A 12176-nucleotide genomic window follows, 5' to 3' on the forward strand; every position below is an offset into this window, starting at 1 on the left:
ACTTGAACCGGGGCGGCGATGCCCCCATCCCGGTAGACAGGATTTTTTTCAAAGCAGCGAAAGCGCGAGTAAATGGCAAAGACCAACCCAAGCCAGTTCTTCAGTCAGGTGAAAACCGAAGCCAGCAAGGTCGTCTGGCCCACGCGGCAGGAAACTGTGACAACCGCCATTTTCGTGGCGATCATGATGGTCATTCTCTCGGTGTTTTTCCTTGGCATTGACACTCTGTTTGGCGCCATCGTGCGCTGGCTTCTCACCATCGCCTGACGGCTTCAAGCCATGGGCCGACGCGTTTCCGCGCAGGCCGGGGCACATTTACCAAACACAGGATACACTATGGCTCGCTGGTACATCATCCACGCCTATTCCGGGTTCGAGAACAAGGTTCGCGACGCAATCATTTCCGAAGCGGAGCGGCTGGGCCTGTCCGAAGCGGTTGAAGAAGTCGAAGTGCCGACCGAAACCATCACCGAAGTAAAGCGCGGCAAGAAGGTTCAGGTAGAACGCAAGTTCATGCCCGGCTACGTGCTGGCCAAGCTGACCATGACTGATGATGTCTACCATCTGGTCAAAAACACGCCGAAAGTTACTGGCTTCCTCGGTTCCAACAACAAGCCGCAGCCGATTTCGGAAGCCGAAGCCGCGCGCTATTTCGGCGGTGTGGAAGCTGCCAAATCCGCCCCCAAGAAGCAGGTCAGCGTCGATTACGAAATCGGCGATTCGGTCAAGGTTCTGGATGGCCCCTTCGCCAGCTTCAACGGTGTGGTCGAAGAACTCGATTTCGACAAGAACAAGGTCAAGGTTTCGGTGTCCATCTTCGGGCGGGCAACGCCGGTGGAACTGGATTTCGAACAGGTCGAACTGGCCAAGTAAGGCGCCGCGCAATCCGTCCTGCCGCTGCGTATTTGCAGCGGCGTCGGGCGGGCCGCGAATTGTTCAAGGGCGCCCCATCGCGGGCGCCTTTTTGCATCGGGTGCCTGGGCATCCCGGCTGGCTGCCTTCGTAAAGCGCGAATCTCTTGCAATTTGCGCTGCTTCCGCTATTTGCGCGCCTTCCCAAACAACAGTTTCGGAAAAAACCATGCGGGAGGGGCCGCTCCATTCCAGTTGGGGCCCCGTATTACCGCTTAACATGAGGCACGTTTTGAAGAACGCGCCGACAGTGTGAAAAGGAGGCCATAGTGGCCAAGAAAATTGAAGGTTACATCAAGTTGCAGGTGCCAGCCGGCGCTGCAAACCCATCCCCGCCGATCGGCCCTGCGCTGGGTCAGCGCGGTGTGAATATCATGGAATTCTGCAAGGCGTTCAACGCCGCGACGCAGGAAATGGAAAAGAGCGCCCCGATCCCGACGGTGATCACCGTTTATGCCGATCGTTCGTTCACTTTCGTCACCAAGACGCCGCCCGCCAGCTACTTCCTGAAGAAGGCTGCCAAGCTGAAGTCCGGTTCGAAAGAACCAGGCAAGATTTCCGCCGGAACGATCAAGCGTTCGCAGGTCCGCGAAATCGCCGAAGCGAAAATGGCCGATCTCAATGCAAATGATCTCGACCAGGCAACATTGATCATCGAAGGCTCCGCGCGTTCGATGGGTCTTGAAGTGGTGGAGGGCTGAGAACATGGCTAAACTGACCAAAATCCAGAAGCTGCGGACCGAAAAGCTCGATCCTGAAGCAATGTATTCGTTCGACGATGCGCTCAAGACGCTGCGCGAGCACGCCAAGAAGTTTGACGAGACTGTTGAAGTCGCGATGAACCTGGGTGTTGACCCGCGTCATGCCGACCAGATGGTTCGCGGCATGGTATCGCTGCCATCAGGCACTGGTAAGGACGTCAAGGTTGCGGTTTTCGCCCGCGGCGACAACGCTGACAAGGCGCTGGCTGCCGGTGCTGACAAGGTCGGCGCTGAAGACCTGATGGAAGACATGCAGAACGGCAATCTCGATTATGACCGCGTCATTGCTACGCCGGACATGATGGGCGTTGTTGGCCGTCTTGGTAAGGTTCTGGGCCCCAAGGGCCTGATGCCTAACCCCAAGCTGGGCACTGTCACGCCAAATGTCGAACAGGCAGTCAAGGACGCCAAGGGCGGCCAGGTTGAATTCCGTGTTGAAAAGCAGGGCATCATTCATTCCGGCATCGGCAAGCTGTCGTTCTCGGACGATCAGCTGAAGGCCAACTTCGAAGCGTTTACCGGTGCGATTGCACGGGCCAAGCCTTCGGGTTCCAAGGGCAAGTACATCCAGAAGGTCTCGCTGACCTCGACGATGGGCCCCGGTCTCAAGATCGACAATGCCGGTATTGAAGGCGCATAATAGCGAGCTTCAAGAGCGGTTGGTTTTAAAAAAAGGCCGGTGAGGGAAACCTCACCGGCCTTTTTCATGAATACAGGGATAGCTGGCAGGTCAGGCGGGGCGGGCAGATAGCCATGCGGGCATGGCATTGCCGTCCATTTCCAGCCTGTTCCTGCCTTTTGCCTTGGCGAAGAACAGGGCGAGTTCCGCCCGTTTCATCGTATCATCCAGCGATGAGGCAATGCGGGCAATGCCCGTGCTGGCAGTAATCGAAATGCCCTTTTCTCCTACCGAATCGCGTATTTCCGACAGGGCGCCGATAATACGCCGACAGATGGCTTCGGCCTGATCGGGCGTAGTGCGGGGCAGCAGGACGCCAACGCTCTCGCCGCCAATGCGCGAAATAATGTCATCCTCGCGCATGAAGGTGCGCAGGAAATCGGAAAATACCACCAGCACCCTGTCACCGGCCGTTTGGCCATGCTGCAGGTTGATTGCCCGAAAATGGTCAATATCGAATAATGCAACACAGCCGCCGCAGTCCTTTTGCACCAGATGTTCCAGCATGGCGATAAAGGCGCTGCGGTTGGCAAGGCCGGTCAGCGGGTCGGTCATGGACGAGGCAAACAACTCCTCTTCCATGTTCCGCTTGGTCTCCACGCAGCGCAGAATGGCCAGTGTGCCGTAAATATCACCGCTCTCGTGGCTCAAGGCGCGCATCTGGATCTCGAACCAGCAGGGCTGGTCATCCTTTGTTTGCCCGGGAAATTCGGTCCATTGGCCCTGGCCTTTGCCGCTTATCGCCGCAGCAAGATCAGCCTTGATCGTGTCTGTATGGGATGGATGCACCAGATCCAGCAGATGCGGGCCGATCAGCATGGACGGCAGGGCCACGCCCAGCCGTTCCAGCATGGGCGATGCGTGAAGGATGAAACCCTCCCGATCCGTTTTCAGGATAATATCTGTCGTGGCTTCTGCAAGCAGTCCACACAGGACAGATTCCTCCCGTGGTGTAAACTCTGCCCCCATTCGACCCGTGCCCCCCGGCTTTTATGACTCGCAAGTCTGCTAAATCGCGAAAGGCAACCGTGAAGTAATAACCAAGTAAACCGTTACACATAACGATCACATGCCGCAGACCAGTATTTCAGCCTGACTTGTAAATCGCGTGTTATTTGGGTTAACTAACTCATATTACTTACGAATCACCCTTCCAATTTGTTTACCATACAATGCGGGTCAGGGAACTTTTATTGCGGGAAGCGGATCGTTTCACCATTCGGCACAAGGCTGGCGCTCATAATTCGATCATAATCCTGACCTTGTCAGCGGTCGTGCCATAGGCCGCCGCAATCTGCTGTCTGCTGCTGGCAATCAGGCCGACGAGGGCGGGGGTGTCGCGGCTGGTTTTCAGATCCTGTTCTTCAATGCCCAGCGCCTGTGCCAATGCGGCCATCCGTTCGCCCAATGGCCGCGCCTTGCCTTGCTCCCACGCCCAGATGGTGGGTTTGCTGACACCAAGCTGCGCGCCCAGTTGCGCCATGGTCATCCGCCGTTCCTTGCGCAGGCGGCGGAGCCGTGATCCGAATGCTTCGGGTGCTGTTTTTACAGGATCGGCCGGTGCGCCATAATCGGCTCCAAATGCGGCGGCACCCATATCTGCCTGCACGGCTACCTGCATTGCTGGCCCCACGGCGCTGCGCAATTCTGCGGCAGATAATGTGGCAGCTGAAATCGGCTGATCGAACGCGCATCCGAAAAGCTGGCCGCTTTCCCATACCACCCGTGCGCGAACGGTGCCTGCGTGCGGCAATTCCACATCAATGGCTTCATCTATGGCAAGTGCAATGCTGCAACCCAGCAGCAGGCCCCCTGCCGAAACATTGTGGATGACCACATTCGTCGCTTCGCCCGAGGCCAGCGAGCCCGATGTTTCGAGCCGTAGCGTCCGGCGGTCCGCGCGGTCGGTTATATTGCCTGCTGGCGGGACGTTTTCCAGATGTGCCGGAATGGGAATGATCTGCCTCCTGATGAAGGCTGACTCTCGGGCCGCAGCGGTTAAGTTTTGGTTAGCCTGGGCAGGTGAATTTCAGCATTTCGGGCTGGCCGGTCGCAGCAGCGTTCAAATGCCGCCGGGGGTAAAATCCCAGCCACGTTCGCCAAGGCCTTCGCACAGCGTATCGGTGCAGCTGGCCAGCGCATCGGCGCTGGTTGACCGGATCACGAAATTGGCGCCGACCTTGCCTTCGCGAAAGAAGGGATAGCTGCCGATCTGGCAGCCATCATGGGCTTTTTCCGCCTCCCGCAGCAAATCGGCCACTTCGCTTTCCGCGACCCAGCTGCCGATGGTTTCTGTCAGCAGAGGGGCGCCGCCTTCCAGCGTTCCGGTCAGCGCATCCAGCATCCCGGCCGTGATATGCGGCACGCCTGCCATCAAGAAGACATTGCCAATCTTGATGCCCGGCGCGCCGGACATGCGGTTGGGGATGAGCTGCGCGCCATCGGGCACACGCGCCATCCGCAGGCGGCCCTCGTTCAATCCGCCCTTATCCGCGTAATAACGTTCCAGTATCGCGCGCGCTTCCGGGTGGACAATTACCCCCACTCCCAGCGCCTGAGCCACGGCGTCCACGGTAATATCATCATGCGTCGGGCCAATGCCGCCGGTCGTGAACAGATAATCATAGGCTGTCCGCAGCGTGTTTACGGCATCTATGATGCGGTCCTGATCATCCGCCACCACGCGCACTTCGCCAAGGCGGATCCCCTGTACCTGAAGCCAGGTGGCAATCTGCGCAATATTCTTGTCATGCGTGCGCCCGGAAAGGATCTCATCGCCAATGATGACCAGCCCGGCAGTCCAGATACGTTCGTTCATGGTACGGCGTTAGGCCATCGCCGCGGCGAGGTGAAGAGTGCAGGCTGCACTATTTTTACCCCTATTCCGCCGCTTCGAGCTGGCCATCATCCGAACCGGCATTCGCGCCAGCGCGTCGAAATTGGAGAATGCCATCATCCAGCGCTTCTTCGGCCATGATCTTGCGATCCAGGACATATTCCTGATTGAGCCGCCACGGATAGGTCACTGCGCTTTTGGGCATGATATTGAGCGAGCGCTGGATATATCCGGACGAGAAATCGAAGATATTGTCTTCTTCCAGCCCGTGATTTTCCGCCAGCACCGGCACGACATAATCTGTGCCGGTTGCTTCCATCTGGTTGAGCACGCGGCAGATATAGTCGGAATTGATGTCGGCCCGCAAAGTCCAGCTGGCGTTGAGATAGCCAAACACCACTGCCAGATTGGGCAGGTTGGAGAACATGCAGCCCTTGTAATAGAACCGCTGGCTGAAATCGACCGGTTCGCCATCCTGACTGATCGCGATTTTCCCTGCCAGCGCCATGTTAAGCCCGGTGGCCGTGACAATGATATCCGCTTCGATGATATCGCCATTGTCCAGTTCCACGCCCTGTTCGACAAAGCGGGCAATCCGGCCAGTCACGATTTTGGCCTTGCCTGCCTTCATTGCTTCAAACAGATCGGCATCGGGCACCAGGCACAGCCGCTGGTCCCACGGGTCGTAAGGCGGGGTGAACGTCGCATCATCATAGTCAGCGCCCAGCGCTTTCTGGATCCGGGTCTTGAGCGCGGTTTTGACCTTTTCAGGGTTTTTGCGAGCCTGTTTGAAAGCGAAATCCTGCATCTTCACGTTTTTCCAGCGCGTGACCTTATAGGCAGTTTCTTCAGGCAGGATCTTGCGCAGGAAATTGGCCAGACCATCCTTTGCCGGGCGCGAGAACATCCATGTCGGCGTGCGCTGCAACATGGTGACGTGAGCAGCCTTGCCAGCCATGGCCGGCACGATGGTAACCGCAGTGGCGCCGGAACCGATAACCAGCACTTTCTTGCCCGTATAATCAAGGTTTTCAGGCCAGAATTGCGGATGGAGAACCTGGCCCTTGAACGCGCCCAGTTCAAAACCTGCATCATAGGGCTGGTCATAATCGTAATAACCGGAGCCAAGATAGAGGAAATTGGCCGTCATCGTCTTGCGCGCTTCCCCTGCTGTTTCCACAGTGACGTGCCACAGCGCTTCGCGCCCGTTCCAGTCGGCCGCAATGACCTTGTGGCCGGTGCTGATATGCTGGCGAATGCCGCGTTCATCGACGATGCGGTTGAGGTATTCGAGAATGCTGGGCGCATCGGCGATGGATTTTTCATGCTTCCACGGTTCGAATACGAAGCCCAGTGTGTGCATGTCGCTGTCTGACCGGATGCCGGGATAGCGGAACAGATCCCATGTCCCGCCCAGATTTTCCCGCTGTTCGACAATGGCATAGGTGCGGCCAGGGCACATCATTTCCATGTGCGCCGCCATCCCGATGCCGGAAATTCCGGCGCCGACAATCAGCACATCCACATCAGGTTTTTGAGCCAGCATTTTTGTTTCTCCCACTTACACCGATGTAAGCACATCGCCGGAAGCTTGGCGAGTCCCGCTTTTTCGTGCTGACGCGGGGCCAAGCGGGCGCTAGGTGTCGCACCATGCAAAAACCAATGTGTCTCACCCTTGTTGCAGTGGCCTTCGCTGCACCCGCCTCTCTCGCCGCACAGGAAAGCGGAGATGCTGCCATTGCGGCGGAAATCGTGGTGACCGGAAAGGGGCTGGCCGAAACGCCTGCGGCCCCTGCCTATGCCGTGACCGAAATTGCGCGTGAGGAGATTGTCACATCGTCGTCCGGACGGATAGAGGATGTGTTGTCTTCAGTGGCGGGTTTTCAGCAATTCCGCCGTTCCGACAGCCGTTCTTCCAATCCCAGCGCGCAAGGTATCACGCTGCGGGCGCTGGGCGGCAATGCCAGCAGCCGCGCGCTGGTGCTGCTGGATGGGGTGCCGATGGTGGACCCGTTCTTCGGCTATATCCCGCTGAGTGCCCTGGCGCCGGAGGGGCTCGGAAGCATTCGCGTTACGCGGGGCGGCGGATCGGGGCCATTTGGCGCTGGCGCATTGGCGGGCACGGTGGAACTGACCAGCGCCGGGATTGATATGCTGGCGCCGGTCAATGCTTCGCTGCTGATAAATGACCGCGCCGAAACAGAGGCCAGCGCCAGCGTCGCGCAGAAGCTGGGCAGCGGCTTTGTCGTCGCCAATGGCCGGTGGGACCGGGGGCAGGGCTTCCACACCACGCCCGCGTCTGACCGCGTGCCTGCCACGGCCAGGGCTGCATTCGATAGCTGGTCGATTGGTGTGCGCGGCGTGGTGCCGCTGAATGATACGGTGGAACTGCAAGCGCGCGGACTTGCGTTTGATGACCGGCGGACCTTGCGGTTTGACGGGGCGGACAGTTCCAGCCAGGGGCAGGATGCCAGCATCAGGCTGGTGGGTCGGGGCAACTGGCAATTTGATGCGCTGGCCTATGTGCAGGCGCGCAATTTTACCAACATAGTGGTGTCGTCCACGCGGTTCGTGCCGGTGCTGGATCAGCGCAATACGCCATCCACCGGGCTGGGCGGAAAGATTGAATTGCGCCCGCCTGTCGGGCCGGACAATGTGCTGCGGCTGGGCGCGGATTACCGGCGGGTCAGCGGGGAATTGCAGGAAGATGCCTATAGTGCATTTACCGGCAGGCTGACCGAGACAAGGCGGGCTGGCGGCCGCAACAGCGATCTGGGGCTGTTTGTAGAGAATGACTGGAGCCTGGGCGCGCTGGTGCTGACCGGCGGGCTGCGCGCAGACCGGACCGTGATCGAAAACGGGTTCTACCGCGCGCGCAATGCGGCAGGTGCGGTTGTGTCCGAAACCATCGCGCCGGATCGTTCGGACTGGGCCCTTACCTATCGTGCGGGCGCGGCATTTGATGCCAGCCCGGCGCTGCGGCTGCGGGCGGCGGCCTATAGCGGGCTGCGGCTGCCGACCCTGAATGAACTGTATCGGCCATTCGTCGTGTTTCCGGTAGTTACCGAAGCCAATGCCGATTTGCAGAACGAACGGCTGGAAGGCTTCGAGGCTGGTGTTGATTTCAAGCCCGCTGAAGGCGTTTCCCTGTCTGTCACGGCGTTCGACAACAGAGTGAAGAATGCCATTGCCAATGTGACGCTAGCCACCAACCTGCGCCAGCGGCAGAACCTGCCTGCGGTGGATGCGCGCGGGCTGGAACTGGCCGCGTCAGTCAAACGCGGCACTATCAGTCTGGATGGATCGCTGGCCTATACCGATGCCACGGTGGACGGACGCGGATCATCGCTCGATCTGGATGGCAAGCGCCCGCCGCAAACACCAGAATGGGCTGCCAGCCTGACCATGGCATGGCGTCCGGCCGCTGGCTGGCTGGCCGCTGCAACCTTGCGCCATGTGGGGGCGCAGTTTGAAAGTGATCTGGAAACGGACCGATTGCCGCCTGCCACCACGATTGGTGCCTATTTCCAGGCGCCATTGGGTGGCAAATTCTCGCTAGTGCTGCGCGGCGAGAACCTGACGGACGAGACAATCGTCACGCGCAATTCCGGCGGGTCGATCGATCTGGGCGTTCCGCGCACCCTGTGGGCCGGGCTACGTTTTGGATATTGACGGCATCAGCCCTGCGCGGTGACTTTCCCGCGTTGATCGGCCATGCCCATGGATGCCAGCAGGCCGGTCTGGTCCTGAACTTTGCGGAAATCATCCTTGCTGGCCATGCCGCGCCAATTGCCGAGGATGAGCGATTGCGCCACTGCGCCGCCCAGCGTGGTGCCGGGGCCGGTGATGATGAACAGGTCGGGCGCGAATTCGCGCGCGGCCACTTCGATGGCACGGGTGAAATCATAGGTCTGCGTGACTTGCGCGCCGAGAGTGTAATCCCACAGCGAATGCAGATCGGCAGCATAGGGCCACCAGATTGACCCGCGTCCGTCCACCATGGGGACTTCGGGCTGTTTGAACAAGTCTGGCGAAAGCCGGCTGCGCCCTTCAAGTGACACAGGTTCCTGCATGGCAGTGTGAAAGGCCGCATGATTGCCCAGTCGCTTCGGGAAACGGCCATCCAGCGGCTCTGCCTCTGCTTCAAAAGCGGCCAGGCCAGCATCATTGCCAGCCAGCACCAGCATCCCGCCCAGATTGATCGACAGGCGCAGAATATGCCCCTCTCGCGCGTCAATATCCGCCACTGTTCCCAGCAGACTTGCACGGCGCGCAGCGTTGGCCGCCCAGTCATCCCCCAGGAACGGGTAAACCAATTGCCCGCCAATCAGCGCGTCCTGCATCAGCGTGCCCATGGTGTTGGCCACGGCAAAACCATCCTGCGGAGATAATGCGCCCGCGCAGGCGAGCGCGGAATACCAGCCCATGGAATTGCCGGTGACGGCCACCACATCAATCGCGCTGCGGTCAATCGACAGAAAATCCCCCAGCGTGGCGGCGTAAATCAGGCCCGAGGCATTGTCGCCGCGGGTGTGTTTGGCGAGGGAAAACCGTTCCGCCCCGTCCAGTGCGGTCAGTGTTTCCTGCCCCTGCCGCTGGCGTTCGGCATCGAAGCTGCCGAACATGCCGGCATCAGGAAAATGCCGATGCAGATAGCCAAGCTCGGTCTTGTTATAGGTGCCCCGGCCAGGGCAGATGACGACTGCGGTGGTCATGCCTTGTCTCCCACCAGTGCTTTGGCGGCGGCCATGATCTCGTCCACGCTGGGCATGGTGACGGCATAGGCGGGGCCGGTAGGAATGAAACTGTCCTGCGCGCTGACGCGGGCCAGCGGGCGGCTGCCAGCTTTGCCATCAGCTTTTGCATCATGCTCGGTAAAGATGGTCATCAGCGCATCGGCCACGCCGCCAGTGCGGCGGGTTTCATCCACGATCAGGATATTGCGGCACCCCTTGGCGGCTTCCAGCATCGCATCTTCGGGCAGGGGGGATAGCCAGTTGAGGTCAATCACCCGCGCGGCAATGCCTTCTGCAGCGAGGCGTTTCTGCGCCTGAAGGGAAAGATGCATGCCATTGGCAAAGCTGACGATGGCCAAATCTTCGCCACTGCCATGTGTCGTCACCTCGCCCAGTGGGATCCGTTCGCCGGGTTCCGGATATGTGCCGAGCCAGCCATTATCGCCCGCTTCGTGCAGGTCGCGCATGGGGTAAAGCGCAATCGGTTCGAGGAAGACCACGAGCCGTTGTTCCTCCCGCGCCAGCCGGACACATTCGCGCAGGACCCGCGCTGCATCCGGCCCATTGGACGGGCAGGCCAGGATAAGGCCGGGAATATCGCGCAATACGGCCACTGAATTGTCATTGTGGAAATGGCCGCCAAAGCCCTTCTGATAGCCAAGCCCGGCAATCCGCAGCACCATCGGGTTGGTATATTGGCCGTTGGAAAAGAACGGCAGCGTCGCCCCTTCGCCGCGCAGCTGGTCTTCGGCATTGTGCAGATAGGCCAGGAACTGGATTTCAGGCATCGGCAGGAAACCGTTCTGCGCCATGCCCAGCGCCAGGCCCAGAATAGATTGTTCATCCAGCAGCGTATCGATCATCCGCGCGCGGCCAAAGCGGGCGGACAGTTTCTGTGTCACGCCGTACACCCCGCCCTTGCGGCCGATATCCTCGCCCATCATGACGATTTCGGAATGATCCAGCATCAGGTCGGTCAGCGCCCAGTTGATCAGGCGGGACATGATCTGCGGCTGCTGCATGGCTTTCATGTCGCCGCCAAAGGCATCAGCCCGGCTTTGCGCAGATGGGCTATTGCTGGGCAGGCATTCCCGCCGCGGCGCGATGATGCTAGCCATGACCTGCTCTGCGGTTTCCAGCCGGGGGCGGGTCACTGCTTCTGCGGCGACACGCTGCACCCGGTCATACGTGCGGTTGTAGATATCCAGCGCCTGATCCGCTGTGAGCGCGCCAGCCTGTTCCAGCAGTCGCACCGAATGCAGCAGCGGGTCCTGGGCTTCTTCTGCTTCGACTTCCGCCTTGGAAAGATAAGTCGTCGGCATATCCGCGCCCGCATGGCCATACAGGCGGATGGTGCCGATATGCAGAAAAGCAGGCTTGCGCCGCGTCCTGACAAATTCTGCCGCTTGCGCTGCGACACGGAAGGTCTCGTAAATATCCAGACCGTTGCAGTGAAAATACTGGAGGCCCGGACGGTTCGCGAAACTGGCAGTGATCCAGCCTGTCGGGGTTTTGGTGGAAATGCCGATGCCATTATCCTCGCACACGAACAGCAGCGGCATGGGCACTTTCTGGTAGGCTGTCCAGCAGGCCGTGTTGATCGCACCCTGTGCCGTGGAATGGTTGGCCGATGCATCGCCGAAGGAACACATGATGATGGCATCATCAGGCAGGAATTTGTGTTCTGGCGGCTGGCGTTTGGCCAGACCGATGGAATAGGCAGCACCGACTGCCTTGGGCAAATGGCTGGCGATGGTGGATGTCTGCGGCGGGATATTGAGCGCCTTTGACCCCAGCACCTTGTGGCGGCCACCCGAAATCGGGTCTTCTGCCGAACAGGCGAAGGACAATAGCATGTCCCAGGTGATGGTCTGGCCGGGAACCTGCTGCGCCCGCTGGATCTGGAATGCAGCATCGCGGTAATGCAGAAAAGCCATATCGGTCGGCTGCAAGGCAGCGGCGACTGCGGCCATGCCTTCATGGCCCGATGATCCGATGGTGTAGAAACCCTGTCCAGCGGCCTGCATGGCGCGGCTGGTGCGGTCCAGCGCGCGTGTCAGGCAGCCGGAACGATAGATCGACACTGCGGTTTCCGGTGCCAGCGGGCCGGATGGCGCCTTGCCAGCGGGAAAGTCACCTGAACCGGCGCGGCGCAGGAAATTCTCATGTACGATTGCAGCGCGATCCATGGTTCGCCTTGTAGTTTGAATCGAGGAATAAACGTGGGCGCCTGATAGGGGCTGTTTCGCCCCA

At 59.6% G+C, this 12176-nt stretch carries 11 protein-coding genes; 5 read left to right on the forward strand and 6 right to left on the reverse strand.

What is annotated here, in order from left to right:
- The first annotated feature begins 72 nt into the window (after positions 1–72).
- The 4 genes from secE to rplA all read left to right on the forward strand — a co-directional run bounded on the left by secE (position 73) and on the right by rplA (position 2312).
- Positions 73–267 (forward strand): preprotein translocase subunit SecE, encoded by a 195-nt coding sequence (secE, locus tag GRI44_RS00150; RefSeq protein ID WP_160599308.1) that lies wholly within the window; start codon positions 73–75, stop codon positions 265–267.
- A gap of 69 nt (positions 268–336) precedes the next feature.
- The gene (gene nusG, locus GRI44_RS00155; RefSeq protein ID WP_160599309.1) at positions 337–873 is read left to right on the forward strand and encodes a transcription termination/antitermination protein NusG; all 537 of its coding nucleotides are present in this window, start codon (positions 337–339) and stop codon (positions 871–873) included.
- 307 nt (positions 874–1180) lie between these two features.
- Complete coding sequence (gene rplK / locus GRI44_RS00160) at positions 1181–1612, forward strand: 50S ribosomal protein L11 (RefSeq protein ID WP_160599310.1); 432 nt, start codon at positions 1181–1183, stop codon at positions 1610–1612.
- A gap of 4 nt (positions 1613–1616) precedes the next feature.
- Positions 1617–2312: a 50S ribosomal protein L1 gene (rplA, locus tag GRI44_RS00165; RefSeq protein ID WP_160599311.1), complete on the forward strand. Its 696-nt coding sequence runs from the start codon at positions 1617–1619 to the stop codon at positions 2310–2312.
- Positions 2313–2402: 90 nt separating this feature from the next.
- On the opposite strand, the gene GRI44_RS00170 is transcribed toward rplA, so the two are convergent.
- The 4 genes from GRI44_RS00170 to GRI44_RS00185 form a co-directional block, all read right to left on the reverse strand.
- Positions 2403–3320, reverse strand: a complete 918-nt coding sequence (locus GRI44_RS00170; protein ID WP_160599312.1) for a GGDEF domain-containing protein — start codon at positions 3318–3320, stop codon at positions 2403–2405.
- Positions 3321–3588: 268 nt separating this feature from the next.
- On the reverse strand, positions 3589–4323 hold the full coding sequence (locus GRI44_RS00175; protein ID WP_332872383.1) for a helix-turn-helix domain-containing protein: 735 nt from the start codon (positions 4321–4323) through the stop codon (positions 3589–3591).
- Positions 4324–4413: 90 nt separating this feature from the next.
- Positions 4414–5169 carry a competence/damage-inducible protein A gene (locus tag GRI44_RS00180; protein ID WP_160599313.1) on the reverse strand — a complete coding sequence of 252 codons (756 nt, stop codon included), beginning with the start codon at positions 5167–5169 and terminating at the stop codon, positions 4414–4416.
- Between the two features lie 61 nt (positions 5170–5230).
- Positions 5231–6733 (reverse strand): flavin-containing monooxygenase, encoded by a 1503-nt coding sequence (locus GRI44_RS00185; protein WP_160599314.1) that lies wholly within the window; start codon positions 6731–6733, stop codon positions 5231–5233.
- Positions 6734–6837: 104 nt separating this feature from the next.
- Here GRI44_RS00185 and GRI44_RS00190 point away from each other — a divergent pair, with 104 nt between their 5' ends.
- The gene (locus tag GRI44_RS00190; protein WP_160599315.1) at positions 6838–8859 is read left to right on the forward strand and encodes a TonB-dependent receptor; all 2022 of its coding nucleotides are present in this window, start codon (positions 6838–6840) and stop codon (positions 8857–8859) included.
- A 5-nt stretch (positions 8860–8864) separates the two neighbouring features.
- On the opposite strand, the gene GRI44_RS00195 is transcribed toward GRI44_RS00190, so the two are convergent.
- Positions 8865–9902, reverse strand: coding sequence for an ACP S-malonyltransferase (locus GRI44_RS00195; protein WP_160599316.1), 1038 nt, complete (start codon positions 9900–9902; stop codon positions 8865–8867).
- Positions 9899–12112, reverse strand: coding sequence for a thiamine pyrophosphate-dependent enzyme (locus GRI44_RS00200; RefSeq protein ID WP_160599317.1), 2214 nt, complete (start codon positions 12110–12112; stop codon positions 9899–9901). The genes GRI44_RS00195 and GRI44_RS00200 overlap by 4 nt, the downstream gene beginning before the upstream one ends.
- Positions 12113–12176 lie beyond the last annotated feature (64 nt).

The sequence above is a fragment of the Allopontixanthobacter confluentis genome, from assembly GCF_009827615.1.
In the GTDB taxonomy this organism is placed as follows: domain Bacteria; phylum Pseudomonadota; class Alphaproteobacteria; order Sphingomonadales; family Sphingomonadaceae; genus Allopontixanthobacter; species Allopontixanthobacter confluentis.

Bases quoted from the DNA above. Each gene is read 5' to 3' on its own strand.
- GRI44_RS00190 (WP_160599315.1), top strand. From the start codon at position 6,838: ATGCAAAAACCAATGTGTCTCACCCTTGTTGCAGTGGCCTTCGCTGCA.
- GRI44_RS00195 (WP_160599316.1), bottom strand. From the start codon at position 9,902: ATGACCACCGCAGTCGTCATCTGCCCTGGCCGGGGCACCTATAACAAG.
- GRI44_RS00180 (WP_160599313.1), bottom strand. From the start codon at position 5,169: ATGAACGAACGTATCTGGACTGCCGGGCTGGTCATCATTGGCGATGAG.
- secE (WP_160599308.1), top strand. From the start codon at position 73: ATGGCAAAGACCAACCCAAGCCAGTTCTTCAGTCAGGTGAAAACCGAA.
- rplA (WP_160599311.1), top strand. From the start codon at position 1,617: ATGGCTAAACTGACCAAAATCCAGAAGCTGCGGACCGAAAAGCTCGAT.
- GRI44_RS00170 (WP_160599312.1), bottom strand. From the start codon at position 3,320: ATGGGGGCAGAGTTTACACCACGGGAGGAATCTGTCCTGTGTGGACTG.
- nusG (WP_160599309.1), top strand. From the start codon at position 337: ATGGCTCGCTGGTACATCATCCACGCCTATTCCGGGTTCGAGAACAAG.
- GRI44_RS00185 (WP_160599314.1), bottom strand. From the start codon at position 6,733: ATGCTGGCTCAAAAACCTGATGTGGATGTGCTGATTGTCGGCGCCGGA.
- GRI44_RS00200 (WP_160599317.1), bottom strand. From the start codon at position 12,112: ATGGATCGCGCTGCAATCGTACATGAGAATTTCCTGCGCCGCGCCGGT.